Genomic DNA, 25531 nt, shown 5'->3' with positions numbered 1-25531 from the left:
GCGGAACAGTTAGCTTCGTCCCTCAGGCCGGCGGCCCAGCGCCCTTCGCATCGAGACTGCTTTGACCATCGTCTCCTCGAACTCCTCTTCCGGGTCCGACAGCGCAACGATGGCTCCGCCGACGCCGAACGTGACCTCGTGCTCGGTGGAGACGATGGTTCGAATGACAATCGAGAAGTCGGCGGTGCCCGTCACCGACAAGTATCCGATCGCTCCGGAATAGACCCCGCGCGGCCCGTCTTCCAACTTGTCGATTATGGCCATCGTTCGAATTTTCGGCGCTCCTGTCATGGAGCCACCGGGAAATGCAGCGCTGATACAGTCGACGGCAGAGGCGTCGCCGCGTAATCGGCCTCTCACTGTGGACACCAATTGGTGTACCGGCGCATATGTTTCGACGTCGAACAATTTGGGGACATGTACCGAACCCGGAATGCACACGCGGGCAAGATCATTGCGGACGAGGTCGACAATCATCAGATTTTCGGCCTTGTCTTTCTCGTTGTCGAGAAGATCAGCCCGTAGTTCCGCATCTTGTTCAGCGCTTTCACCGCGCGGCCGCGTCCCCTTGATCGGCTTCGATTCGACGATTCGATCGGCATCGATACGCAAGAACCGCTCCGGTGATGCGCTCGAAACCGACAGATCAGCGAAGCCGAGAAATGCGCTGTAGGGCGTGGGATTGATTTCGCGCAGATAGGAATAGGTACCGAGCGCATCGATCGGACCGGGGAACGTAGCGGTATTGGTCAGGCACACTTCGTATGTCTCTCCGGACCGGATTTCGGCCAGACACTGTTCGATCAGGTCCAGATACTTCGCATGGTTGTGGCGAAGAGGCAACTCGTTCTGCACAAGTGGAGCGATCAGCGGCGCCTCTGTGTCCGGAACCCCCTTGTCCTCGTGGCCAAGTGATCTCAATGTGTGCTCGACCGATGCGAACCACTGTGCAGTCTCTGTCTCCGCTCGATCCCGGACGAGGGCCATGGCATAGCACTGCCGTCCTGCATGGTCGAAGACTACGGCGCGGTCAGCGAAAACCATCGAGGCGTCCGGAGTCGGTGCGGTATGAACGAGCTGCCCGCCGACATCGGCTTTGAGTTCGTAACCCAAGTAACCGACGTATCCGAGTCCGAATGCAAAGGGCAGGTGTTCGAGTGGGGGAGTTGCACGATCACGTAGTTGGCGGTCGAGGTACGCGAAGAAGGTCGAATCGATGGTTTCCACCGATCCGTCGCTGCTTTCGACTCTGACCTGTCCCTCGGCGACTCGGTACGTAACGTACTCCGCTAGCGGACCAGAGCAGTCCCCCATGATGGTGAACTGTGAATTCGGCTCGACCGCGGCACTGCCGTCGAGCCAGAAGCTATTGGGTCCACTCGCGAACAGTGCAGAGAACGCTCGCTCGGTATCGAATTCGCCGTCGATACAGTGAGTCTCGATCGAGTACGGTGATCGAGGCGGAAGGCCGGTCGATGCTCTGTGCTTGCGAGCCACCGTGAGATTCCGAAAGTTTGCCAGCAATTCGCGGCCGTAGTCGGTACTGATCGACTCCGGATGAAACTGCACTCCCCAGATCGGTCTGGTGCGGTGACGAACAGCCATCACCAGGCCATCATGAGTCCACGCGAAGGCTTCGAGTTCGTCGGGCACTTCCACAGTCAGCAACGAGTGATATCGCACTACCGAATACGGTGACGGAATTCCCTCGAACAGATCGTCACCGGTATGGACGACTTCCGAAATTCGACCGTGCATCGGCGTGGGTGCAAGATCGACCATGCCACCGAGCAGGTGACATATCGCCTGATGGCCCAGGCACACGCCGAGTATCGGTAGCCCACCTTCCTCGATAGCGCGTGCGCTGATGCCGAGATCGTGTGCGGTCATCGGGCGTCCCGGCCCAGGAGACACGACGACATTGTCGAAGTTGCCGAAATCGATGGACTCCCAGGGCACGTCATTTTTGACGACCACCGGCGGCACGCCGTTCACCTCCGCCAACAGGCTGTAGAGGTTGTAAGTGAACGAGTCGTAATTGTCGATGAGCAACGTGCGTACAGCCATGGCCATCACCTAACGATGCCGCGCGTCGGACGCGGCGCGCTGGGCGGGGGAGTCCGATTCGATGATGAGGTCTTCGACACGACATGCCTCGGCGATCAACAACTTGTACACCGAGGTGAGGAAGTCCTCCGACAGATCATTGCCCCGTGCGAACTCGCGGGCTCTTTCCTGAACGACCCCGACGCGGCCCGGTTGCATCATCGGTATTTCGAACTCACGCTTGACTTGCGCGACACGCGCGCAGATATCGATCCGGTCACGAATCGAATCCAGAAGACGGTGATCGACCGCGTCCAGTTCCTCGCGCAGCGAACTCAAAAGATTTTCGGAATCCCCGTTCACGTGGTGCCGCCCCTCTCGCTCTGCCGTGGATGCCGCGTCCATCTTCGAAAGCTGCGTTTCCACCTGCTGCATTTCCACCTGCTGGGTCGACATATACATCGACAATTCTCAGCGAGCTGTTACCGCTGATCGCTACTGATTGTGCGTTGCCGATTGTGCATTGCCGATCCCGACTTACGGACAGATTGCGCTGATCGAACGCAGCCCGGCCCAGGGCACAATCCTTCCATCACATGACGAAGGCGGGATGGCGTCCGTAAAGAAATTGTTCATTTGTAGTCGATTCGAAATATGTGGGTGCCGAAAACAAACCCACCGTATGAAGTATGGCAAAAAAATGCGCCGAACGAATGTTTCCATTCGTTCGGCGCAAAGTTAGCGGAGCTACTTCATCTCGGTCGAGTGTTCGTGCACTCGACCTCACGACGTCAGGCGCCGCGGCGCTTGACCTTCAGTAGGTCCATCCGTTCCTTGAGGAGCTCTTCGAGCTCTTCCACGGAACGGCGCTCGAGAAGCATGTCCCAGTGAGTACGCGGAGGCTTTACCTTCTTGGCCTCCGGTGCCGTTCCTTCGAGGAGTGAACCCTCGAGGCCGTTCTTGCACGCCCAAGTACCGGGGATCTCGGCTTCGTCGGCGAACGGGATGTCGAACTCTTCACCGTTGTCGCAGCGATACCGGGCAACCCGGCGAGGCGCGAGATCATGATCGCGGTCGGTCTCGTAGCTCACAGCACCGAGACGGCTACCCCGTAGTACGCGGTCTGCCATTGTGAAGTCCTCTCCTCATAGTGCATGCGATTTTGCGCGGGGCGAGTGATGCCCACCTGCAACTCACAAATATGTCAACGTCTGTACCGCGTCGTTCGTTCCCGTATCGACACGCGAGAAGTCTCTGTCGGCGCCAGTCCGTGGTCATTCTACCGTCCCGCACCGTTAGGCTCGGTACATGCCGGTGTCATCTCGTCGAGTTCACGCGTGCGCATGGTGCGGACGCGAGGTCGCCGACTCCGGAATGGGTCGACGGCGGAGGTACTGCCGTCAGTCCTGCCGGCAGCGAGCTTACGAGCACCGAAGCGCCGTGAAGGGCACATCCATCCCGGAAGATGCCGTCGTATTGTCGGCCGATGAGGCGTCGGCACTGATCGACCGCATGTTCGAGGTCCGCTGTGCAGCCGAAGATGTCGCGATTGCGGTGGAGGAAAGTGCGACTGCGGAAGAACTCACGCAGCTTTGCGTCGAACTTCTGGCCAGAGCAAAAGACGCCGAACGGCTGCGGTAGGACTCACCGAGGCCAGTTGGTCCATCGATTCGGACACTTCGGACCAAGGTGTGGACAATGGAGTCGATCGCGCGAACGGCGCGACGCCGAACGAAGGAGATCCATGGCTTTCTGGGACCAACTCAAGTCGAAGGCCCAAGAGCTGAACGGGCAGTTGCAGACCAAGACCGTCCAGTTCAAGAACAAAGAATTCGCCAATGGCAGTATGGCGATGTGCGCTCTCATCGCCGCAGCTGATGGCACCATAGATCCGGCCGAGCGGCAGAAGACAGCATCGCTCATCGCCAGTAACGAAGCCTTGAAAGTGTTCCCTGCTGACGAACTGCGGCAGAAGTTCGACTGGTATTGCGACAAGCTGAACGGTGATTTCGACTTCGGCAAAGTGGAAGCCACGGCCACCATCGGCAAGTTGAAGACCAAGCCCGAACAAGCGCGGGCAGTCATCCAGATCGGCATCATCATCGGTGGCGCAGACGGACTGTTCGATGACCATGAGAAGAACGCGGTGCGCAACGCGTGCTTCGCCGTCGGCATAGATCCGGCCGAGTTCGAACTCTGACCCATTCACCCGCGGTACCGACCGAACTCGGTACCGCGGGTTACGAGGTCATACAGCAGAAGCCGGGAATCGATGAATCCACGGTTGTGCTTCCTCTAGCTGAGCCACGAGCCGAAGTAGTTCACCGTCGGAGCCCAATCGTCCGACGAACTGCACACCCAGTGGCAGCCCGTCCTCGGTCCAATGCAGAGGAACGCTGATCGCGGGGCGGCCAGTGAGATTGGCCAACTGGGTATAGGGGACCCACCCGAGGCTGTCCTCGACGACGTCGTCCAGCACCCCACTGAGTGCCATGAGTTTTCCACCACGAATCTTGCTGACGAGACGAGCGGTTCGCTGCATCATCGACGAGGTGGAGGTGGCGCCTACTCGCAGAGGGGGAGTGGCCAATGTGGGTGTCAACAGGTAGTCGAAATGCTCGTGAAAAGCGCTGAGCGAACGGACATGCGACGTCGTTCGTTCCAACGCCTCGATGGTAGCCAGCAACCCACTCGAACGGCCGAACTCGGCGATGGCCAAAGTGTCAGCCTCGAAATCGGAATCGCTTGCGCCGGTTCGTCTTTTGATATCAGCAATCTGCGCGTGCACCTGAGCGAACCATATCGTCAAGAAATCGCGCGAGAGCGCCCAGTCGTCGTAGGGCGGCGTTACCTGCTCGACGTGGTGCCCCAAGCCAGCGAGCAGTTCGGCGGTACGCTCCACCGCCTCGATGGCCTCCCGGTGCGGTGTCGGATTGACCGCCGAGGACGAGGACCAGCCGATTCGTAGCGGGGACGGGGCTCGATCGAGATCCTTCGAAAATGCTTGCGCGGGAAATTCAGCCTGGTAGTTCGAGTTCGAATCAGGGCCGACAATCGCGTCGTACAGGGCAGCGCTGTCACGCACAGTTCTGCTGACCACCCCTTGCGTCACCATTCCGAACATTATTTCTCCGGTCTGCGGACCGTAAGGGGAAAGTCCTCGACTGAGCTTCAGGCCGACGAGACCGTTGCACGCCGCGGGGATCCGAATCGAACCGCCGCCGTCGTTCGCGCCGGCTGCAGGCACAATCCCAGCAGCTACGGCCGCGCCGGATCCACCCGAAGAACCGCCGGGCGTGCGAGAGAGATTCCATGGGTTGTGGGCAGCTCCCCAATAGTCCGGTTCGGTTACGCCCTTCGCGCCCAGCTCCGGAGTATTGGTCTTCCCGAAGATCACCAGCCCTGCGTCTAGAAATCGCTGAGTCACGAGGGCGTTATCGGTAGCGACGTGATGGGCAAGGGATCGCGAACCGTACGACGTCGGATAACCCTTGTACTCCTGGAGAAGATCCTTGATCAAAAACGGCACACCTGCGAGAGTGCCGCTGAGCGAGGGGTCGGCGGCCCGAGCGTCGGCCACGTCCAACGTCGACACGATGGCGTTCAGCTTGCCGTTCACCTCGGCGGCTCGCGCACGCGCGAGATCGAGAAGCTCGCGCGCAGTTACCTGCCGGGTACGAACGGCTTCTGCCAACGACACGGCATCCAAGGACATGTATTCGGCGAGCTTCATCTGCAGATTTTAACCCTTGAGGACCTGCCGAGAATGTGGATCAGGAATCGAGAAGCGGGATAGCGCGACCCGCAGCTACTGTGACGACACATACGCCGCGACAGCTACCTGCTCTGGAGATGGAGAACCGAACGCATGGTCACGAAGAGAGGTGCGAATTCGCATGGACTGCATGCCGCCGATGCTCACGATCTCATCCGAGTTCAGGGCGCTCGAGTGAACAATCTCAAGGGCATCAGCGTCGATATACCCAAGCGCAGGCTGACCGTCTTCACCGGCGTTTCAGGCTCGGGCAAAAGCTCGTTGGTGTTCAACACGATTGCCGCGGAGTCACAGCGGATGATCAACGAAACCTACAGCGCGTTCGTTCAGGGCTTCATGCCCACACTTGCTCGGCCCGACGTCGATGTCCTCGACGGTCTGACGACGGCGATCATCGTCGATCAACAGCGAATGGGTGTGGATCCTCGATCGACTGTGGGCACCGCCACAGACGCCAACGCAATGCTTCGTATCCTTTTCAGCCGGCTCGGCAAGCCACACATCGGTTCGGCGCAGGCGTACTCCTTCAACGTTGCCTCGATTTCCGGTGCGGGCGCCGTCACCGTCGAGCGTGGTGGCCGACAGACGAAAGAACGGCGCAGTTTCAGCATCACCGGCGGAATGTGCCCACGGTGCGAAGGCCGAGGGTCGGTCTCCGACTTCGATTTGTCTGCGTTGTTCGACGCGGCCAAATCCTTGAACGAGAACGCAATTACCGTTCCCGGCTACAGCATGGACGGTTGGTACGGCCGCATCTACCGCGGCTGCGGCTTCTTCGATCCGGACAAACCGATCGGCAAATACACCAAGAGAGAAATGAACGATCTGCTCTACAAGGAGCCGACCAAAATCAAGGCAGAAGGCATCAACCTGACGTACACAGGACTGATCCCACAGATTAAAAAGTCCTTCCTGGCCAAGGACGTCGACGCGATGCAACCCCACATTCGTGCTTTCGTGGATCGCGCAATCACTTTCGCCACCTGCCCAGACTGCGACGGCACCAGGCTCAGCGAGGCTGCTCGATCATCGAAGATCAAGGGCAAGAACATCGCCGACCTGTGCGCGATGCAAATCAGCGATCTCGCCGAATGGGTCGGTAGTGTGAAAGAACCGACGATGACGCCGCTGCTGACGTCCTTGAGCGGGATCCTCGACTCGTTCGTCGAGATCGGGCTCGGGTACCTGAGTCTGGACCGGCCGTCCGGCACCTTGTCCGGTGGTGAAGCGCAGCGCACCAAGATGATTCGTCACCTCGGTTCCTCGCTCACCGACGTCACCTATGTCTTCGACGAGCCCACGATCGGCCTGCATCCACACGACATCGCTCGGATGAACGATCTCCTCCTGAGGCTTCGCGACAAAGGCAACACGGTGCTGGTTGTCGAGCACAAACCGGAAACGATAGCGATCGGTGACCACATCGTCGACCTCGGTCCCGGCGCCGGCAGCGGGGGAGGCGAGCTCTGTTTCGAAGGGACGGTCGAAGGACTCCGCGCAAGTCGAACCATCACGGGCAGGCATTTCGACGACCGGGCAGCACTGAAGGATTCCGTTCGGGCTTTCACCGAGGTGGTGGAAATCCGCGGTGCGACGTCCCACAACCTTCGATCCGTCGACGTCGATGTGCCGCTCGGAGTTCTCGTCGTCGTCACCGGCGTCGCCGGTTCGGGCAAGAGTTCGCTGATCCACGGATCGCTCTCCGGACTGGAGGACGTTATCGCGGTCGATCAGGGATCGATCCGCGGATCCCGACGCAGTAATCCAGCTACGTACGCCGGGGTTCTCGATCCGATTCGGAAAGCGTTCGCCAAGGCCAACGACGTCAAGCCTGCTTTGTTCAGTGCCAACTCCGAAGGTGCATGCGCGAACTGCAACGGTGCAGGCGTCATCTACAGCGACCTCGCAATGATGGCTGGGGTCGCCACCGTATGTGAAGTGTGTGAGGGCAAGCGTTTTCAGGCATCGGTGCTGGAGTACTTCCTCGGTGGCCGCAATATCAGCGAAGTTCTCGAAATGCCGGTGGCCGAAGCCGAGGCATTCTTCGGCGAAGGCGATGCGAAGATACTGTCCGCACACAAGATACTGAGCAGACTCTGCGATGTCGGCCTCGGTTACGTCAAGCTGGGTCAGCCTCTGACCACGCTGTCCGGTGGTGAACGGCAGCGCCTCAAGCTCGCGACCCACTTGAGCGAAAAGGGCCGAATCTACGTACTCGACGAACCGACCACCGGTCTCCATCTCGCCGACGTCGAGCAGTTTCTCGGCCTACTCGATCGCCTCGTCGACTCCGGTAAATCGGTAGTGGTGATCGAACACCATCAAGCTGTGATGGCGCATGCGGACTGGATCATCGATCTCGGACCCGGAGCCGGACACGACGGCGGCAAGATCGTTTTCGAAGGTACGCCCGCAGATCTCATCGCCCACCGAACCACGCTCACCGGCGACTACCTGGCGCGGTACGTCGGCAACTGACCGACGGCAGAAAAAGATGCGCAGTTCTCAGGGGATATCAGGCCAGCCACGCTCGGATGGGATGGAGCCATCAGCGACGGCTTTGGCCAGTTGAGCGTGGTCTGTGGTGTTCTGGTCGGCGTAGGCACTAGCAAACGTGACCATTGCTTCCTCGACCTTACTGCCACCGCCGAGATAGTCCGCGATAGCTGCAGCGTCACCGCTGCGAGCGTGAGCGCGCGCCAGGACGTTGCCGCAGGCTGCTGCAAATTGCGCAAGGCTAAGAGCAACGACCTCACCTTTGGGGATTACTTTGCCGTCGCGGAACTGCCTGACGTAGAAGTCCAAATCGAGGTTCAAATTCGCGTCCTGAAAAGATGTCCATCCCACGAACATATCGGTGGCGCTTTGGATCATTCGCTGTCCGTGCACCACGCGTGATCCGTGATTCTCGTACCTGCTCTTACCCAGAAATTGTTCGTACACCGATGGCCCTGCTTGTTTGATCTGGAGCAGCAATGGGTCACCGCTTCGGCGTTCCTCCAGCAAGGTCAGGAACACCCGCATGCCGACACTTCCGACGCCGACGACTTGACGTACGGCGTCGACCACGTCGTAACGGGTGAGCAGGTTGTCGAGGTGGTCGGGGATGGAGTCGTAATACTTGCGCATCACGTCGTGCAAGATTTGATCCGCCGCGTCGCCGAGCCGGTGTACTCGATACGGAGGATCCTCGGTTATCACCCGGTGGCCGTCGACCAGAGTGGTGAGCTTCTTCGAGGCCACCCGGCCTGTCCGCTTTTTGGCACGCTTCTCGATGAGCGCATCCATTTTACCCTCATTGTCGGTGGTCGCATACTCGACCAACTGGTCGACATCGATTTTGTCGTACCAGACGTCGATCTGCGGCATCGTTGCGTAAGCTTTCATGTGCTTGCGATAGCTGCGGTACCCCGCTCGAACCGACTCTCGTGCACGCTTTTCCGTCACGCCGTTGTCTCGGGCAAGCACGACGACGCTCGCGAGAAAACGTTTGAGGTCCCACTCGAACGGCCCGGGTAAGGTCTCGTCGAAGTCCCGCAGATCGAAGAGGAGATTTCGCTCGGGAGAGGTCCACAGACCGTAGTTGAGAATGTGTGCATCGCCGCACATCTGGACCATGATCCCGGTATTTGCGGTGGAGGCGAGGTCGGCGGCCATCACGGCCGCGGCCCCACGGTAATACGTCCAAGGAGAATGGCTCATTCGCCCATGTCGGATGGGGAGGAGGTCCGGTGCTCGAATATCGCTCTGCGCCAGTATTGTCTGCAGAGGGTCATGGCCGCGAGTTGTCGAATTCCAGCTTCCAAGCTCCCGGCGCGATACCGAGGCACGCGCAGCACGCCCTGAACCCGAATGCTCGGGTGACGGTGCATCTACTACTGCGGGAGTCCGGCTCGGCGTTGACCGTGTGCTCACGGGCACTCCTTCGTCATCATGTGCGGTGGCATCGTTCAGGCGTATCGAGTTCACCAGAGACCGAGATACTGCCTCGGCATTCGAGCATGGTCCTGTTCCGGTCCAGGCAGCATCACCCGCCCAGGATGATTCTGCTTCACCACCCGCGGTGGCGTGGCGGGGCATAATGAACCGATGGCCCTTGCCTCACACGGACGCTTCGAATATTCGGCAATCACAGATCGTCCACAGTTCGAGTGGCCTGGTGGCGCTCGCCTTGCGGTGTACGTCGCTGTCAACTGCGAGCACTTTCCCTACGACGACGGCCCCCCAGGCCTCGGCTACACCCCGGATATGGATCAACCGAACACCTATAATTGGGGGTGGCGTGAGTACGGTAACCGTGTAGGCGGACTCCGTATTGCAGAAACTCTGGAGCGGTGCGGGCTACGGCCCACACTGTTGCTCAACACCGAAACATACGATCACGCACCTGAGTTGCTCGACGCATTTCGTGAACTCGACGCTGACTTCGTAGCCCACGGTCGAACCAACGCGGTCCAACCGAACCAACAGGACGAGACCGACGAGCGCCAGACCATCGACGAGGTCTATCGCACGATCGAACGACTCGAAGGGATACCGCCCAGAGGGTGGATGAGTCCCGGCGCCAATCCGAGTCGCGTAACCGAGGACCTCCTTGCCGAGCGCGGATTCGACTACACACTCGACTGGCCGATCGATGATCAGCCGGTCTGGCTTTCCACCCGCGGCGGACCGTTGCTCAGCGTTCCGTACCCCCACGAGGCCAACGATCTACCGGCATTCGTTCACCATCACGGCACAGCGGACGACTTCGAGAGAACGATCATCGATTCATTCGAAGAGCTCAAGGACAATTCAGCCGATCAGTCCGTGGTGCTGGCCATCTCGATTCACACGTTCCTGACCGGACAACCGTATCGACTCCGTCGTTTTCGCGCTGCACTCGAACACATGACGGCGAATTCCGACGGCGTTTGGTTCACGACGGCAGGTGACATCGCTGATCACTTTCGCAGCGTCATGCCCCCGAAATAGCACTGAACCTTGTCGAACCGGTGGAGGAAACCGATCCGACAAGGTTCAGATGTCGAGAACAAGCCTGGTGCTACTGGCGCGATACTGCGACTCTGGCGATATCGGCGGGGTCGATCTTCACGACCATCGTAGAAGACGGTGACGGTACTGCCCTTGGCGAGACCGCCTCCGTCATAGGCAAACTCTGCGCGCGTCTGGTGGTTGCCTGATCTGATTGCTTGTTTGTTTGTGGTGGAGGCAAATTCGGTCATTCGAGCAAGTTGCAGACCAAGGATGCGTGCCCGTTCTTGATGTAGAGCGCCCAGCCACCGAATCCGCCACCTCGAGCGATGATCACGCACTCGATGGATCCGTCAGATGGTGTCTCTGTCGAGCCCGTGACACTGAACGAGCGGTTCTTGATGTCGAGGACGTTGGAGAATTGTCGAATCCGATAGATGAAGTCAGCACACAGGTTTGCCAGTGGGGGATAGGTGACCCCAATGGGACGCATAAAGCTATGCACACCTGCAGCCCGAGTCTGGTATATCCCGGTCTCGGGCTGACTTCCCTTGCCGTAGAGGCGTTTCAGTCAGTCCTCCAGGAAGCGACTGCCCAGATTACGACAATATCGATGGCGATCACCAAAACCGACCACCATGGGTAGTAGGGGAGCCACAGAAAATTGGCGATGATCGATAGCGCTGCGATCACAATGGCACCGACTCGGGCCCAGACAGCTCCACTGAACATGCCGATTGCAATAAGCGCACCGAGTACACCTACAATCGTGACGATCCAACCCCACGTGGTGAGATCGAATTTGTAGATGTACTCAGGTCCGGCGACAAACAATGCGTCTTTCGATATCGCCGAAATACCTTGTAGCACTGTCAAAATCGACACAGTAAGCAGCAGGATTGCGGCGGCAAATGTTGTTCCGGCTGCAAATCCTTGTTTTACGGGATGGCGATCGTGTTCAGCAGTCATCACATTCCTCTATCCTCGCGGCAGCGGTTGTCGAATTCGAGTGTGAGCCGTCCTGGGCTGAAAATACTCACCCACTGCGGATGAATCACCGCCGCGCAGTAACCCGAGGAAAGTTCACGTCTGGACCCGCGTGCTGGAAAAAGAAGATCAGAAGATCGGCTGATGACGCGTGCGCGACTCGCCAATCATAAGAAAAACGGACATTGCAACCAGTCAAATCGTCACAGTGACGATTTGAGGGCTGGGAGTCCGCTGAGGGGGATGGACTCCGAAGTAGCGCCCGGGAGATTCTATGGTGATGCGGGGTTTCATGAGACTGCACGTGGGCCATGCCGTCCGTGCGACATCATTGCCTCACGGACGGCGCGCATCGAGTGAGGTGGCCAATCCCTTTGTGCGCGTATCGTATTTGCGAGACTCGATATACGGTGCACGGGCAGCTGGTCGACGCCGCACCAATGCGGATCACCGACCCAAGCAGTTCATGCGCTGACCTGCGATTCCTGCATTTTCACCCAATTTGCCGATAATCAACATTATGTCAACTAATACGTTGGGCTTTATCCCCCGTCGAGAATGTTGTCGCTTCGTGTGCCAGTCGATACAACTCGCGAGCTCTGCATGGGTCATGCAGAGCTCGGCAGACGACGGTCGGTCGGTGGACCATCGATGCATGACCGTTGCGCGATGGCTGTACCTAGGCGCCGGGTCGGTCGGCCCAACGAATCGCTTTGCCGCGCCTGTTTCACTGCCGCCGTGCGTACCTACGGCCACAATCCCCCAGACTTGCGATTGAAACGGCTCTCATCGGAACTTCATTTCGTTGCCACTCAGGGACAGACAGCGGTCAAGAAATCTTGACGCTAGCCGTGACAAGAACAAGCAGTAGGACTCGACGGTAGTTGATACTCAACTGTCAGGCGGGGGCCGTCGGGTTCTTCACTCTTGGCCGCAAGTTATAGCCGCCGTACCACTGGTGCGCGGCCTGCTTGCTCATGCCGAGAACGTCGCCGATCTTCGACCACGGCACCGGCGGGCTTGCACTGCGTAGTCGCTCGATGATGGCGTAGCGGTCGGCGATCATCTTCGACGCCAGGAAGGCGTTGATCTCGAGCGCATCGAAATCAGAGACGGCCTCGATGCGACGCCGCTCGGCGTCGGTGATCCACTTTCCAGCATCCTTACGACCTAGATCTCGCACACCTTCAGCGAGCTCGACCGCTGCGAGGGCGGCGTTGTATTCGTCGTACATCGCGGTCAGTTCGGCTGCGGTAAGTTTCTTCTCGGAATCCATATCGTCAACATATATTGACGAATTACGTTCGCCAAGACATCTTGACGTCGGCAAGCAAGAAGTGTCTTTTACTCGAGCGGCACGGTCGCTTCCGCCGGGACGAGATAGCCGGTCCTAAGAAAACCTGGTGCCACTGGTAACAGATCGCCCTAGGCGGACGTGTTGGTGGTCGACGGCAATATTCATGCACCTTCGACGTGTCGAGTGTGTACATGGACAACACCTACACACTCGTGCGAGCATCGGAACCCACGTGCAGGCACCGAATTACCAACCCACTCCACTGGTGTAGCGGGCAATCGAAGTCACCCACTGGCCGTCCACACGTAGCCGAGGGTGGGGTCAGGGCTGATCGAGTTTGATGACCAGACCTCGGTCCCCGTCCACGCGAACCCGGTCGCCGGTCTCGAGCACCTGCGTTGCCACCAACGTATTGACGACGCACGGTAGCCCGTACTCCCTCGCCACCACAGCGCCGTGAGAAACCGCGCTGCCGATATCGGTGACCAGAGCGGCGATGACGGTGAAGTACGGCGTCCATCCCACGTCGGTGACCGGGGCGACCAGAATCTCACCACGCTGCACTTCACGCGCGTCGACTATCGACTTGGCAACACGCACGAAGCCTTCGACCGTACCCCGGCTGGCGGGCCGTCCGACGATCTCGTCGTCGGTGAAGCTGCGCTCCGTCCGGGCAATGAGAGGCGACGGCCTCCCCACAGACACATCGTCGAACTCGAGGAACCCCTGGAACGCGAGTGCTTCACGACGCTGGAGACCGCGCAGCACGAGATCGGCAACGTCGTGCGGACCGACGATGTGGTTCAACTCTGTGCGGTCGAAGAAGAACACCAGATCAGGGTCGGGTAGACGTCCAGTACAGGCCAGCAACTCCCCCAGGTGGCGGTAGCCCAGCTTTAGCGCATGGGCCATCAGAGCCATCTTCGATTTCGTCTCCTCGCGTCCCCGCGCGCCGCCCTGCGCCAGGCGGGCGAGAAGTCTGACGGTCGACGATGTGGGCGTCCGAACCTGAGAGAACATCGGTCCGCGAACAGCCTGATCGAGAGATGAGCGCAGCATGACCTGCATCATCGATCCCAGCCCTTCCGGGTCCTCGGCCCAAGATGGGTCTCTCATGCACAGCTCACGGTATCCGCGGTGACCGTAGCGAATCAAGAACTGTCGCAACGCTATACCGCCGGCGCTGTCTGTAGTCCGCAATCCGTCGACCGCATTGCCCGGCTCCGCGGCCAAGAATCTCGTGGTGGCCTCGTCGTCGGTGGCGACGGTGTTCACTACCGAGTCGAGATTCTCCAGCATGAGCGCGCTCTCGACATCGGAGGCGCCGGCCAGAAGGCGGGTTGCCTCGGCTCTGCCCTCGTCCTCACTGCCTCCCTTTTTGACCGCCTGCTTCATCAGAACGCTTTCGAGGATGTTGGCTGCAACCGCTGCGCGTGACGACGACCTCACATGAGTCAGCGTAACGTCACAGTACTGCTCGACGCCGAATTCCAACTGCCGCATCACGTCCCGTGGTTCGTCACTGGTCGGTACCCGGAATCCGGCGATCTGGTCGCCCAGGCGTCTGATCGCCGGACCGGCGGATAGTGCATACGCGGTGAGCCGGACCGTATTGCCAAGTTTGCGAAAGAAAGGCTTGGTCGGCTTGGGCTTCAATTCGTCGACCACCCGACCGCAGATCGATGTGGAGAACTGCTCCAGCGAATTTCCGAGTAGGCCCGAGCTCAGCGCCGTGCCCTCGGTCAGATTCAGGAACATGTGTCCATAAAAATATCCGACCTGAAGCCACGGTTTCTCGTAACTCGGTTGTGCCCGCGCGACCACTTGCAGCCTTTGCATCGCATGGTCGATGGTGTAGCCGGATACCGATGCGGTCAGCGGGCAGAAGGCACCCGGCATCATCTCCCCTATGTTGCAGCGCGTGTACACGTGATCGGCGCCAGCAAGTGGCGAGTCCATCTCGTCGAGTTCGCCGGGCAGCGCAGTGATCGGCCTGGCCTGCAGCCACCACAGTGTGCCGGACCGGTCGATCGCCCATTCGAGATCCATGGGCCTCCCCCAGTGTTGCTGAGCGCGTAAAGCATCGGAGCGAATGTCGGCGATCTCCCGGTGCGCCAGAACCGGCACCTCGCCAACCTCGTGCACGACGGGGATTCCGCGGGAATCCAGGAGTATGTGGTCAGGAGAAGCCGTACCGTCGACGAGCTTGTCACCGAGTCCGGCGATGGCGTCGATCACCATGACGTCGCGCCGGCCGGTGGTCGGATCCGCAGTGAACACGACGCCGGCGGCGCGCGCGTCGACCATCTGCTGAACCACCAGATGCATGATGGACGCTGACTCTCCACTGTAGGACGAGGCTCGCTCGGAATTCACCGAGGCGGTGCACGTGCACACTGCCTCGGTGAATTCATCGACGGAGTCGACACCGAGCACAGTGTCGTATTGCCCGGCGAAGGACTGGTTGGCACCGTCCTCCCCGACGGCCGAAGACCGGACTGCCACGGGGGTCGTGCCGTCGACGGTCATCTGCAAGAACCGCTGTGCTGCAATAACAACGGAACCCTCCTCGGAGGCATCGGCGACGACGAATCCCACTGGCACCGATAGTCCGAGACGCCGCAGTTCAGCGAGCCCAGCGGCCTTACCGCCGTAGCGGTCGTCGCTGACGTCATCGAACTCGACAGTTCTCAGCGTCATGGTTTTCCTCCCAATGAGTCTACGATCTCGGCGAGCGCGTCAACCTCGATGGGGCCCGGTTGATACAGGCAGATTCGGTCCGACACGCCGTCGACACGGTCGCGGATGTGCGCGGCGATTTCGGCTGGAGTGCCGCAGGCGGCGATGGTGTGCAGTATTCGATCATCGATCAATGTGGCCATCTCCTGCCAACGGCCCTGCTTGGACATAGTGTTGAGTTCCGGCTGAAGATCGCCCCAGCCGTGGGCGTCGAGCACCGGCCGGTATGCCGGGGTGGAACCGTAGAACGCCAACAGCATTCGAGTCGAGGCATGGTCGTCGTCTCTTCCAGTGTCGACCGACACGATGATCTCGGGCACCACCTCGAAGTCATCCTTGCTGCGACCGGCAGCAGCGAGCCCTTCACGTACGGCCGGCATCGTCCTCTCGTGAAGGAACCGCTTCGACCCGAAAGGCATCACCAACAGACCGTCGGCCACTTCTGCGGTGGCTTTCGTCAACCGAGGCCCGAGTGCGCCGAGGTAGATCGGCGGCGGACCGAACGGGTTCGGACCCGGTACGAAGGTCGGCGTCATCAAGGTGTGTCGGTAGTATTCACCGCGGAAGTCCAGTCGTTCACCGTCATTCCACGTTGCGAAGATCGCTCGCAGCGCCCCCACCATTTCCTTCATCCGCGCGACCGGCCGATCGAACTCGGCCCCATAGCGCTTCTCGATCTGCGCGCGTACCTGCGTGCCGAGCCCCAGGATGAAACGCCCCTCACTGAGCAGTTGCAGATCGTTGGCTTGGTGGGCGAGCTGAATCGGGTTGCGGGGAAACGCGATCGCGACGTTCGACATCACGTCGAGACCCTTCACCGACGAAGCCAGCACCAGCGGGGTGAACACGTCGAAAGGCCCTTCGAAGGTGAACACGCCGGATGCACCGGCTTCCTGCAACACTTGTGCGCGCTCGACCGCGTCGGTGGGCCCGAACAGCGCTGTCATGATTTTCATCGACGTCGCCTAGTTCGCTACGTCTGTCCAGTCGGAAAAACCTGACGGGTGGTGCGGGCCGATCACCCCGTGCTCGAACAAACCCGCGCCCTCACGGGTAGTCCCATCTTCTTCCGTGCACACGGCATGGCCGACATGGTCGATGAGACTGAACGGCGCGCGGGCGATCACCTCTGGGTCCGACAGGTCGAAGCTGACGCGTTCGGCGAACGGCCCGTCCTTCCAGCTGCCATGTGACCACGAAGAGTCCCCACCGTAGCCCGACCCGAAAGCGATGGGCGCAAACAGCTTCGATTCGACATCAAGTCGGATTCGCTCTCCGGCACGATTCATGAACTCGACGTGGACGCCCTTCGGAATCCTCGTCCCGGACAGGTAATCGACGGTGGCTCGCACTCCGTCGAGTTGTTCGACGCGGCCGTCTCGCCAGCGTCGCGTGCAGTCGTACAGGTTGCGATGGCCATCGGGATCCTCTTGCAGGATCAGGAACAGTTGGTTGTCGTCGAAGGCCAGTGGAAGGTAGAGCCACCACAGTCCACGGAAAGTGGCGTCCGGCCGACCGGACGGCTCGGTCTCACCGACAGGTCGGATCCCCCAGGATCGGTCGCGACTGGCCACACTGCTGTCATGATCGACTTCCAACCGTTCGCCGTCGACATCGATCCAGCCTTGCCAGGAGCCGACCTGCGCGAAGCGGCACGCCTGCAACGTCACCCGCCGCTCGGTGAGCATCTCGTGCGGCTTTTCCAGGGCGGCAGGGAAGAGCCCGCGCCACGTGAGATCTGCGGAAATGCCCTCAGTCGGCGCCAGTGTCAGGTGCATCTCCTGCAACGGCTCGATGACGTCGAGACGGTAGCCGTTGACGTTCTGGTTAAGGCGGTCATCGTCGATGCTGTCGCTGAGGTGTACTGCGGTCTGAGTCTCGCCGCGCCGGACGACGAAGTAGGCGTCCTTGACGCCTAGTCGCGGGTAGTAGCCGATTCCGGTCAGAGCCATGAAGCGGCCACTTCGGTCGAGCACGTTGAAGTACGAGCGATCGTAGAAGTTTCGATCGGACGTGGCCGGCCAGTTCATCGGCGCAGGGGTTTGGTGAATTGGGTATTCGTCGAGCGGGCTCAGTTTCACAAGTCTCCCTCAAATACGATACGCACTGTATTGGAACTATGCTGAAGTCATGACAGCAGAAAACCGCATGGAAGGCAATAGCACAGCGCAGATCGCACCGGGTCGTCCGCGCGACGGCAGGATCGATGCCGCGATCATTGCGGCGACCCGCGAATTGATACTCGAGACGGGCTATTCCGCGTTGTCACTGTCGGCGATTGCCGCGCACGCCGGGACCACCACTGCTGCCATCTACCGGCGGTGGTCGGGCAAAGCACAGCTTGTCCACGAGGCAGTGCTACCCGCCGAATCCATCCCCTCGCCGGACGGTTCCGGCGATGTTCGTCAGGACATTCGGGCGTTGGTCGAAACGATCCGCACGATGTTCGACGCTCCTGAGGTGCGTATGGCGTTGCCGGGCCTGATTTCCGACACCGTCGCCAACCCTGAAGTGCACAGCACAATGATCGCCCGGTTGGCCGGCAATCTGACAGCTTTCGAATCTCGCTTCCGTCAGGAGCGCCGAGGCGATGACGAGCTGCCGATGCTCGCCGAGGTTGTGGCGGGTACTGCAATCTTCCGCATCCTCATTCGCCGCGACTCCGCTCTCGACGAGACCTGGGTGGACGAGATGACCGAGATGATCACCGAGCGCTGGCCCTCCGGTGAGACGTCCTAGCCGCTGGTGTCGGCAGGTCGTCGCTCGATGGTCAGCGAGTGGCCATCGAGCGACTGCACAGACTGCGTCGAAAGTGCACTATCGGGTCGAGAATCCCTATGTCGTGGGCGGCGCAAACGCCTCTAGGCCGCGCCGCACGATTTTGCCTGTGGCGTTGCGCGGCAACTCGACCTGAGTGAGAACCCAGCGAGTCGGGACCTTGTACCGCGCAATGCGCTCGGACATGAAGGCCTTCAGGTCTGCTTCCGTCGTGTCGCTCGCGGTCACTACTACGGCGACTACCTCTTGACCAAGGTCTTCGTGCGCCACGCCTAACACTGCACATTCCTGCACCGCGGGATGCTCCGTGAGTGCGGCTTCGACCTCAGCTGGATAGATGTTCTCGCCGCCTCTGATGATGAGGTCGGATCGGCGACTGCGCAGACGAAGATGCCCGTCGAGCATCACACCGATGTCCCCCGTGTGCAGCCATCCGTCAGCATCGATAGCAGCATCTGTCGCGTTGGCGTCGTTCCAGTAGCCGAGCATCACCAATGGCCCTCTCAAGCAGATTTCGCCTTCGACGCCGTCCGTGACCTGGATTCCGCTGATCTCCTGGATCTGCACCTGCATAGTCATAACCGGGGTGCCTACAGAGTCTTCGTAGAGCGCTATGTCGGCGGCGGTCGCGATTGTCGCCGCTGAACTGGATTCGGTGAGCCCGTAGGTGGTACCCAGCGATTTCGCTGCGTCAGGAAGAACTTTGCGAAGCGCAGTTTTCAGTGACGGTGAGGACGGTGCCGACCCCAGAGAAATTGTGGTGAGGGAGGACAAATCATAACCCGAGATGTCATCGAGCTGAACGAGGCGGTTGGCCATGGTCGGCACCATCCCCCACTGGGTCACTTGTTCCTTTTCGACCAGCTGGAGCGCCTTGTCTATGTCGAACCTTCCAACGTAGATCACCACCGCGTCCCCGAAGACCAAACGTGGAACCACCAAGTTGTGCAGCGACATCATGTGGAACAGCGGCGCGGCGAGAAGTACGCGGCGTTGTTCCGGACGTGAAATTCCCATCTCGGTAGCTGCCGCGTCATTGACGGCGAAGTAGTCGACTGCAGCAATCACGTTTCGATGCGAGTGCGTAGCTCCCTTCGCTCTTCCGGTGGTGCCGCTGGTGAAGATGATGATCGCCGGGTCGTCCTCTTCGATCACAGCAGGCGGCAATTCGGCGCCCGAGTATTCGAGGCTGAGTCGAGGAATGTCCTCCTCGATCGTCAGCACGGGAATTTTCGGATCGTCGAGCATTGCTCGACGTTTTTCATCGGCTACGACGAGCATGGGTGTGCAGAGTTCGATGGCATCTGTGGTTTCGCGCGCCGACCACATCGAGTTCATCCCGACTGCTATCGCTCCCAGTGCGGTCACAGCCCAGAACGAGAGGACCCATTCCGCGCTGTTGGCCGCCAAGAGCGCCACTCTGTCGCCTTTGCCGACACCGTACTTCTCCTGTAGCACCCGACTCAGCGAGGCCACCCGGTCGTGGTGCTCGGAAAAGGTCAATCGAAGATCGCCACATACCAGGTACTCGCGATCAGCGCGGGCTGCCGACGCAGCGAGAATCTCGCTCAGCGATCGCGCCCGGTTTTTGAACACCTGCATTCGATGCCCGCGAACGTCCTCGTAGACAAGCTCGAATTGCCGCCCCGGGGCGGTGACCGCCGCAAGTGCCTGCGTTCGTCGCTCTTGGATGGTCAACTCTGTAGTCATCATTCGTCCTCTTTTGAGATGTTCACGCTCGATCCAACGACCGATTGTCTGATAACGCCCGGTCCATCGACTGGATCCGTGTTCCGCCAAACAAAATTCACTCGCAACTCATGTATGTATATCAAGGGCCATCAACGGCGAGCGACCGTCACAGGCAGCACGCGCGAAATTCACCTCGTGCTAGTTCTGCCGCTTAGCTCAGGGCAGGTAGCCAATGTGCCGAATTGGTTCGACCGGTGCGGGCTCACGACCTCGGGCCATTCGCAGACCTCCCAGCAATGCGTTCCGCAACTGGCGCGGATCGATAACCTCGTCGTAGGTGACCGTGCCGGCCAAACGCCAGGGGCCCGAGTTTTCGTTCTCGATCAGTGCCGCTCGTGTCTGCTCATCCTCCTTGGCAGTATCGCCGCCGACACCGGCCGGAATCCCACCGAGCATGGCACCGGGAAACGCCAGCGAAACAGTTTGCCCGCCGAACGCGTTCTGCCCCATCACCGAACTGCCGAAACCGAAGGCCTTACGCACGGTCACATGCAGCTTTGGAACCTGCGCACGATGCTGAGCGGCGAACATCCGGGCCGAGGCCCGAAGGATTCCGGCGCGCTCCGACACGCTACCGGCCAGTACACCCGGATTATCCGCCAGCTGCACCAGTGGCAGGTGGAATGCGCTGGTCATCGAAATGAAGCGAGCCGCTTTCTCTGCGGCCGCCCTATCGATCGCACCGGCAAGTACCAGTGGTTGGTTGGCGACGATCGCCACCACATGTCCGCCGATGCGGGCAAGGGCTGTGATGATCGAACCACCATGCTCGGGCTGGATCTCCAACAGTGACCCGGCGTCTACAAGCCGCTCCAGCACTTCCCGCATGTCGTAGCTTTTCCGCGGATTCGGCGGGATGATGTCCAACAAGTCATCGAGATCGCGCTCGTCGAGATCGTGCCCGGATACCGCTGTCGTCGCGGGCGGGCGATTCCAAGCGCTGCTCGGGAAATACGACAAATAGCGTCGCACCAGCGCGAGTGCCTCATCGACGTCAGCAACAACGTTGTGGACGACTCCACTCTCCACCGCATGTATTGCGGGCCCACCTAGTTCGCTCTTGGTGACCTGCTCGCCTGTCGACGCACGGACCAGTGGAGGGCCCGCGGTGAACAGCGCGGCATCCGCGTCGACCATCACCACGAAGTCCGACAGCGGCGCGGTCAGTGCCCCATGCCCGGCGGACGGGCCGGTAACCACAGCCACAGTGGGAACCAGACCAGCCAATTCGCTCATCGCCTGCAGATCATTGGGTGCCGGTCGGTGTGGGAGGAGGCCGTTGACGGCTCGGTGCCCCGCACCCTCGAGCATCATCACCACAGGGAGTCGCTCCTGCTTTGCGAGGATCGCGATCCGGGCGCGCTTCGTGGCGGCGGCGGTGCCGATGGAACCACCGCTGACCGAAAAGTCTTCGGACCCGACCAGAAGAGGCCGGCCATCGATGAGGCCGGAGCCTGCGACGAAAGCGTCCGCGGGAGTGAAACCGTCGCCGGCCAGGGTGCCGATTTCGATGAAGCTACCCGGATCGAGCAGTTCATCGATTCTGGTGCGGGCGTCGACTCGACCGGCGGCCCGGTGGCGGGCGAGTTTCTCAGGCCCGCCCATGGACCGTGCGGCTTCACGGCGTCCGGCCAGCGTTTGCAGGAGGGGGGCCCAATCCTGGCGGTTTTGGGACTTCACGTCCAACGCCCGTCGACCACTTCACACATGAGGACATCCTCTCAGCGAAACCCGCATTTCTCGCTATCGGGGTCCACCATCCAGGGCAATATCGTCCATGAACGGGCCACCGAGAATGCTCAACAGTTGGTCAGCTGCCCGGCAGCGAATTTTTTGGCCAGTTCGGATCTCGCCCGACGAAGCCGGCCAGTCGCGTCACAGGGTCTGCGTCGGCAGCCACGGCGACGGCCGGACCGTATTGGCCCGAGGACCGCAGCAGGTCTTGTATTGCGGCCATACCGACGAGCAACTGTGTGGCGAATGCAGGGTCCAGGTTCGGCGCTCGACCGATGGCGGTTGCTAGGTCCCAAGTGTGCATGAAGACATCCGAGGTGTAGAACTGGTCGATCGCGTCGGCGAGTCGGTGGGTGCCCACCATCGGGTGGCTGAACTCGCTCTCCTCGGTGGCTTCGTCGAGTAGGGCCTGCACACTATCGACGTGCGCCTGCCAAGCGGCTGCAGGATCGAACTGTATGTCCGGTCCAGGTGGTAACTTCTGACCGCCGACACTGAGGAAGTCAGTTGACCAGTTGATCAGATGCGCAACGACATCCCGGACGACCCAGCCCTCGACCGGAGTGGGCAAATCCCAATCACGCACCAGCACAACATTTTCGGTGAAGTCGGCGGCTATCACTCGATGTCGATCAGCGGGGGTCAGCTCAGCGAGGAGCCTCATCGAGTTCATCGCTTGTACGGCTGCATTGTGTTCATGATGCGGTGCCCTTTCATTGGTTCGACAAGTGTGCGTCCCGCCCCCTCGTCGCCAACCATGAGGTCATGGGCAGCGAAGAAACACCACATCCGATCCCGACAACCCGTCGCATGCTCGTCCATGGCGACGGGTGTCGACCACGACTACCGATAACAGCGTCCCTGCGAGAGCACGCTGCAAGTCCAGCTAAGGTAGCCGGTGTGATTCTCGGTCCCGGTGACACTCTGAGAGGTCGGCCTGCGCGAATCATCGTCGCCGGTACCTCAGGCGCGGGGAAGACGACTCTCTCCGCAGCGATCTCGCGCACGCTCGGTATCGAACACGTCGAAATCGACGCCCTCTACCACGGTCCGGACTGGACTCGTCGCGAATCTTTCGAAGCAGACGTGGCGGAATTCAGTTCGCGAGCGGAGTGGGTGACCGAATGGCAGTACGGCGTAGTTCGGGACCAACTAGCGGATCGCGCTGACCTCGTTGTCTGGCTCGACCTGCCGCGGCGAAGTGTGATGCGGCAGGTCGTCACGCGGACCGTCCGCCGTCGCTTCAGGCGAGAAGTCCTGTGGAATGACAACATCGAGCCGCCGCTGCACCGAATTCTTTTCGAAGCCGACCATATTGTTCGTTGGGCGTGGACCACGCACCACAAGACCTCTACGCGAATCGACGAACTGTCCGAACGCCTGCCTCACCTCGATATCGTTCGACTTCGCTCGCGGGCCGAGATCGACAAATGGGTGGCTTTCTCGCTGCCTGGCTGGTGTCCACGTCGATGACCGAGTGGAGTGGATGTCCGCCGTCGACGACAGCACAACGCTGGTTGGGTGGATCTCGACGTATCGTTCAAAGATATCCCCCCATCGACGAGAGATAGGTACCACATGCAGGAGCGCGCTGTTCTTACGCGCCAGGCCGCCATCTTGGGGGCTGCGAAGAGCTTCGAGAAGTTCGGCTACTCCGCCAGTCTGGGCACCATCCTGCAGCACGCCGGTGTGAGTAAAGGTGCGATGTATTTCCACTTCGCGTCCAAGGAAGAGCTCGCGCACGCGGTCATCGAAGCGCAACACGCTATGGCCATGGAAGGCACCCGACTCGTGGGCACTCAGTCCGACACCGCGGTCGAGATGCTGGTGCTGGTGTCGCAAGAGATGGCGCGGCAGCTCGTGACCGAGCCTATCGCGCGAGGCGGCATGCGCTTGACGATGGAAATCGGGAGTATCCAGGGTCCCATAGAAAAACCGTACTTGGACTGGATCGACGCCATCAAAGAGATTGCGCTGCAAGCAGCCGAGGACGGCGACATCGTCAAGGGCACCGACATCGACGCGCTGGCCCGGTTCATCGTGGGCTCGTTCACCGGAGTGCAGATTCTCTCGGAGATGTTGACCGGCAGAACCGACCTGTACGAGCGGTTGAACCAGATGTGGAACCTAGTGTTGCCGACAATTGTTCACAAGAGCACATTGGCTCACGTCATGAGATTGGCCGGGCTTCCACCCCGTAAATCGGAAGCAGCGACCGCCTGACACAGTCGATGCGACGCTGCGGATATCACCGACCACTCTCCCCTTGCGCGAGCGCGCTGCACCGGGCGATGTCCCGTACGTTGTTCGTCAGCATTCCCGAGAAGTCGATGTCTGAGACTGCTCCGTGGCGGTGGGTGACGTCGTTGACTTCCACGTCAAAGGTGAGTGGTGCTGCTCTCGACTGCATTCGAAGCGTGTCGAGCACCTCCAAACTGAATTTCTCCATGAAGGATCGGTAATGCAGCGGAATGTCGTAGTTGGTGTGGCAGCGAAGCACCACAGTGTGGTGAAACGCTTCTGCGACACCCAGCGGGTCGTATTCGTCGTTCGAAACGTCGAAAACCCGGTGTGAGAACGGCAGCTGAACAACAACAACTACGTACGCGGGACCCGGTCCAATGCTGTAGTCGGTCAAAAAACCTCGGCGACAGCCTGTCGATGGACGAGCTGGCGCGGAGTCTGATTCCGTGCGACCCGATACGATCTCGGCGGTACTCACGCCCATGAGGGTGTGGGTACACGGGTGCACTTACCCGCGCAGATGACCAGGCCCGCCCGCTCATGTGGTGGCGGTCTGGCGGGTAGTTGGCGATCAAATGTTCCTCCGCACGCGAAGGCGGGAGCGTGTTGATCGCCGAGATCGACAGAGAATTGCGTGAACGAACCGCGGAGCAGTTGCGTAAGCAGTACAACGGGCGGGTCTAGTTCGTGCGCACCGACGTGACAGACCGGCAGCAAGTGCACGACATGGTCGGGGCCGCCGTCTCGAACTTCGGCCGGGTGGATGAGTTGATCAACAATGCCTGGGGCGGGATCCCCTACGCACGTCTGGAGAAGACACCGGAGGAGTCAGTACGCGCCGGATTCGATATGCGGTTGATGGCTGCGTTTTGGGCGATACAGTATGCGTTCGACGAACTGAAGAGGCACGGAACCGGCCGGGTAATCAACATCGCCTCGTTCAACGGCGTGAACGCGCACATGTACTCAGTCGCCTACAACATGGCGAAAGAGGCTCTACGCACACTCACCCGCACAGCTGCGCGGGAATGGGCTCGGCATGGGCGACCCGTTGGAGGATATCGGGCCGGTGTCGCTCTTCCTGGGTAGCGATGATTGCCGGTACATGACGGGGCAACACCCTCTTCGTCGACGGCGGGAGCCAATATCAACGGTGTGCAGTGGGGGCCGAACCTCGACTGACAACCCCGCGCTCGCCGATACTG

22 protein-coding genes and 1 pseudogene are annotated in these 25531 nt (G+C 60.3%); 8 read left to right on the top strand and 15 right to left on the bottom strand.

Translation table 11 applies throughout. The features are described from left to right. Positions 1–9: 9 nt before the first annotated feature. From pabB to E5720_RS21515, 3 genes are all read right to left on the bottom strand, one after another. Positions 10–2067: an aminodeoxychorismate synthase component I gene (gene pabB / locus E5720_RS21525; protein WP_136172306.1), complete on the bottom strand. Its 2058-nt coding sequence runs from the start codon at positions 2065–2067 to the stop codon at positions 10–12. Positions 2068–2076: 9 nt separating this feature from the next. Beyond that, on the bottom strand, positions 2077–2502 hold the full coding sequence (locus E5720_RS21520; protein WP_247596097.1) for a chorismate mutase: 426 nt from the start codon (positions 2500–2502) through the stop codon (positions 2077–2079). A gap of 335 nt (positions 2503–2837) precedes the next feature. Next, entirely contained in the window at positions 2838–3176 is a 339-nt protein-coding gene (locus tag E5720_RS21515) for an RNA polymerase-binding protein RbpA (protein ID WP_084345141.1), read from the bottom strand. A gap of 178 nt (positions 3177–3354) precedes the next feature. On the opposite strand from E5720_RS21515, the gene E5720_RS21510 reads away from it, so the two are divergent. Continuing rightward, complete coding sequence (locus E5720_RS21510) at positions 3355–3687, top strand: hypothetical protein (protein ID WP_136172305.1); 333 nt, start codon at positions 3355–3357, stop codon at positions 3685–3687. Positions 3688–3790: 103 nt separating this feature from the next. Next, on the top strand, positions 3791–4246 hold the full coding sequence (locus E5720_RS21505; protein ID WP_084345139.1) for a TerB family tellurite resistance protein: 456 nt from the start codon (positions 3791–3793) through the stop codon (positions 4244–4246). 48 nt (positions 4247–4294) lie between these two features. Here E5720_RS21505 and E5720_RS21500 read toward each other — a convergent pair whose 3' ends face one another. Continuing rightward, positions 4295–5779 carry an amidase gene (locus tag E5720_RS21500; protein WP_136172304.1) on the bottom strand — a complete coding sequence of 495 codons (1485 nt, stop codon included), beginning with the start codon at positions 5777–5779 and terminating at the stop codon, positions 4295–4297. 135 nt (positions 5780–5914) lie between these two features. On the opposite strand from E5720_RS21500, the gene E5720_RS21495 reads away from it, so the two are divergent. Further along, positions 5915–8299 (top strand): excinuclease ABC subunit UvrA, encoded by a 2385-nt coding sequence (locus E5720_RS21495; protein ID WP_136172303.1) that lies wholly within the window; start codon positions 5915–5917, stop codon positions 8297–8299. Positions 8300–8326: 27 nt separating this feature from the next. Here E5720_RS21495 and E5720_RS21490 read toward each other — a convergent pair whose 3' ends face one another. Then, a complete protein-coding gene (locus E5720_RS21490) occupies positions 8327–9736 on the bottom strand; it encodes a DUF2252 domain-containing protein (RefSeq protein ID WP_247596096.1) in 1410 nt (469 codons plus the stop codon). A gap of 174 nt (positions 9737–9910) precedes the next feature. Here E5720_RS21490 and E5720_RS21485 point away from each other — a divergent pair, with 174 nt between their 5' ends. After that, a complete protein-coding gene (locus tag E5720_RS21485; RefSeq protein ID WP_136172301.1) occupies positions 9911–10795 on the top strand; it encodes a polysaccharide deacetylase family protein in 885 nt (294 codons plus the stop codon). Positions 10796–11042: 247 nt separating this feature from the next. Here E5720_RS21485 and E5720_RS21480 read toward each other — a convergent pair whose 3' ends face one another. From E5720_RS21480 to E5720_RS21455, 6 genes are all read right to left on the bottom strand, one after another. Next, positions 11043–11288 carry a hypothetical protein gene (locus E5720_RS21480; RefSeq protein ID WP_136172300.1) on the bottom strand — a complete coding sequence of 82 codons (246 nt, stop codon included), beginning with the start codon at positions 11286–11288 and terminating at the stop codon, positions 11043–11045. Between the two features lie 74 nt (positions 11289–11362). Next, positions 11363–11764 carry a hypothetical protein gene (locus E5720_RS21475; RefSeq protein WP_136172299.1) on the bottom strand — a complete coding sequence of 134 codons (402 nt, stop codon included), beginning with the start codon at positions 11762–11764 and terminating at the stop codon, positions 11363–11365. 916 nt (positions 11765–12680) lie between these two features. After that, a complete protein-coding gene (locus E5720_RS21470) occupies positions 12681–13058 on the bottom strand; it encodes a hypothetical protein (RefSeq protein ID WP_136172298.1) in 378 nt (125 codons plus the stop codon). 342 nt (positions 13059–13400) lie between these two features. Next, positions 13401–15779 carry a PEP/pyruvate-binding domain-containing protein gene (locus E5720_RS21465; protein ID WP_136172297.1) on the bottom strand — a complete coding sequence of 793 codons (2379 nt, stop codon included), beginning with the start codon at positions 15777–15779 and terminating at the stop codon, positions 13401–13403. Then, the gene (locus E5720_RS21460) at positions 15776–16774 is read right to left on the bottom strand and encodes a TIGR03617 family F420-dependent LLM class oxidoreductase (RefSeq protein ID WP_136172296.1); all 999 of its coding nucleotides are present in this window, start codon (positions 16772–16774) and stop codon (positions 15776–15778) included. Before E5720_RS21460 ends, E5720_RS21465 begins: the two co-directional genes overlap by 4 nt. Before the next feature lie 9 nt (positions 16775–16783). Beyond that, positions 16784–17899 carry a hypothetical protein gene (locus tag E5720_RS21455; RefSeq protein WP_136172295.1) on the bottom strand — a complete coding sequence of 372 codons (1116 nt, stop codon included), beginning with the start codon at positions 17897–17899 and terminating at the stop codon, positions 16784–16786. Between the two features lie 49 nt (positions 17900–17948). Here E5720_RS21455 and E5720_RS21450 point away from each other — a divergent pair, with 49 nt between their 5' ends. Further along, the gene (locus E5720_RS21450; protein WP_210729920.1) at positions 17949–18557 is read left to right on the top strand and encodes a TetR-like C-terminal domain-containing protein; all 609 of its coding nucleotides are present in this window, start codon (positions 17949–17951) and stop codon (positions 18555–18557) included. A 96-nt stretch (positions 18558–18653) separates the two neighbouring features. On the opposite strand, the gene E5720_RS21445 is transcribed toward E5720_RS21450, so the two are convergent. The 3 genes from E5720_RS21445 to E5720_RS21435 all read right to left on the bottom strand — a co-directional run bounded on the left by E5720_RS21445 (position 18654) and on the right by E5720_RS21435 (position 22755). Then, the gene (locus tag E5720_RS21445) at positions 18654–20309 is read right to left on the bottom strand and encodes a class I adenylate-forming enzyme family protein (RefSeq protein WP_136172294.1); all 1656 of its coding nucleotides are present in this window, start codon (positions 20307–20309) and stop codon (positions 18654–18656) included. 195 nt (positions 20310–20504) lie between these two features. Beyond that, positions 20505–22028: a carboxyl transferase domain-containing protein gene (locus E5720_RS21440; protein WP_247596095.1), complete on the bottom strand. Its 1524-nt coding sequence runs from the start codon at positions 22026–22028 to the stop codon at positions 20505–20507. Between the two features lie 130 nt (positions 22029–22158). Next, on the bottom strand, positions 22159–22755 hold the full coding sequence (locus E5720_RS21435; RefSeq protein ID WP_247596094.1) for a TIGR03086 family metal-binding protein: 597 nt from the start codon (positions 22753–22755) through the stop codon (positions 22159–22161). A gap of 227 nt (positions 22756–22982) precedes the next feature. On the opposite strand from E5720_RS21435, the gene E5720_RS21430 reads away from it, so the two are divergent. Beyond that, a complete protein-coding gene (locus E5720_RS21430) occupies positions 22983–23555 on the top strand; it encodes an AAA family ATPase (protein WP_084345129.1) in 573 nt (190 codons plus the stop codon). A 105-nt stretch (positions 23556–23660) separates the two neighbouring features. Continuing rightward, positions 23661–24305: a ScbR family autoregulator-binding transcription factor gene (locus E5720_RS21425; protein ID WP_136172881.1), complete on the top strand. Its 645-nt coding sequence runs from the start codon at positions 23661–23663 to the stop codon at positions 24303–24305. Positions 24306–24330: 25 nt separating this feature from the next. Here E5720_RS21425 and E5720_RS21420 read toward each other — a convergent pair whose 3' ends face one another. Next, positions 24331–24720, bottom strand: coding sequence for an AfsA-related hotdog domain-containing protein (locus E5720_RS21420; RefSeq protein WP_168708400.1), 390 nt, complete (start codon positions 24718–24720; stop codon positions 24331–24333). 170 nt (positions 24721–24890) lie between these two features. Here E5720_RS21420 and E5720_RS21415 point away from each other — a divergent pair. Then, positions 24891–25508 (top strand): annotated as a pseudogene (locus E5720_RS21415) (SDR family oxidoreductase). Positions 25509–25531 lie beyond the last annotated feature (23 nt).

This window comes from Rhodococcus sp. PAMC28707, assembly GCF_004795915.1.
Taxonomy (GTDB): domain Bacteria; phylum Actinomycetota; class Actinomycetes; order Mycobacteriales; family Mycobacteriaceae; genus Rhodococcoides.
Note: the sequence above shows the minus strand (reverse complement) of the source record. Positions and strands in the feature narration are given on the sequence as shown.

Coding starts and splice junctions, on each gene's coding strand:
- pabB (WP_136172306.1), bottom strand. CDS start 2,067: ATGGCTGTACGCACGTTGCTCATCGACAATTACGACTCGTTCACTTAC.
- E5720_RS21520 (WP_247596097.1), bottom strand. CDS start 2,502: ATGTCGACCCAGCAGGTGGAAATGCAGCAGGTGGAAACGCAGCTTTCG.
- E5720_RS21515 (WP_084345141.1), bottom strand. CDS start 3,176: ATGGCAGACCGCGTACTACGGGGTAGCCGTCTCGGTGCTGTGAGCTAC.
- E5720_RS21510 (WP_136172305.1), top strand. CDS start 3,355: ATGCCGGTGTCATCTCGTCGAGTTCACGCGTGCGCATGGTGCGGACGC.
- E5720_RS21505 (WP_084345139.1), top strand. CDS start 3,791: ATGGCTTTCTGGGACCAACTCAAGTCGAAGGCCCAAGAGCTGAACGGG.
- E5720_RS21500 (WP_136172304.1), bottom strand. CDS start 5,779: ATGAAGCTCGCCGAATACATGTCCTTGGATGCCGTGTCGTTGGCAGAA.
- E5720_RS21495 (WP_136172303.1), top strand. CDS start 5,915: ATGGTCACGAAGAGAGGTGCGAATTCGCATGGACTGCATGCCGCCGAT.
- E5720_RS21485 (WP_136172301.1), top strand. CDS start 9,911: ATGGCCCTTGCCTCACACGGACGCTTCGAATATTCGGCAATCACAGAT.
- E5720_RS21480 (WP_136172300.1), bottom strand. CDS start 11,288: ATGCGTCCCATTGGGGTCACCTATCCCCCACTGGCAAACCTGTGTGCT.
- E5720_RS21475 (WP_136172299.1), bottom strand. CDS start 11,764: ATGACTGCTGAACACGATCGCCATCCCGTAAAACAAGGATTTGCAGCC.
- E5720_RS21470 (WP_136172298.1), bottom strand. CDS start 13,058: ATGGATTCCGAGAAGAAACTTACCGCAGCCGAACTGACCGCGATGTAC.
- E5720_RS21465 (WP_136172297.1), bottom strand. CDS start 15,779: ATGACGCTGAGAACTGTCGAGTTCGATGACGTCAGCGACGACCGCTAC.
- E5720_RS21460 (WP_136172296.1), bottom strand. CDS start 16,774: ATGAAAATCATGACAGCGCTGTTCGGGCCCACCGACGCGGTCGAGCGC.
- E5720_RS21450 (WP_210729920.1), top strand. CDS start 17,949: ATGACAGCAGAAAACCGCATGGAAGGCAATAGCACAGCGCAGATCGCA.
- E5720_RS21445 (WP_136172294.1), bottom strand. CDS start 20,309: ATGATGACTACAGAGTTGACCATCCAAGAGCGACGAACGCAGGCACTT.
- E5720_RS21435 (WP_247596094.1), bottom strand. CDS start 22,755: ATGAACTCGATGAGGCTCCTCGCTGAGCTGACCCCCGCTGATCGACAT.
- E5720_RS21425 (WP_136172881.1), top strand. CDS start 23,661: ATGCAGGAGCGCGCTGTTCTTACGCGCCAGGCCGCCATCTTGGGGGCT.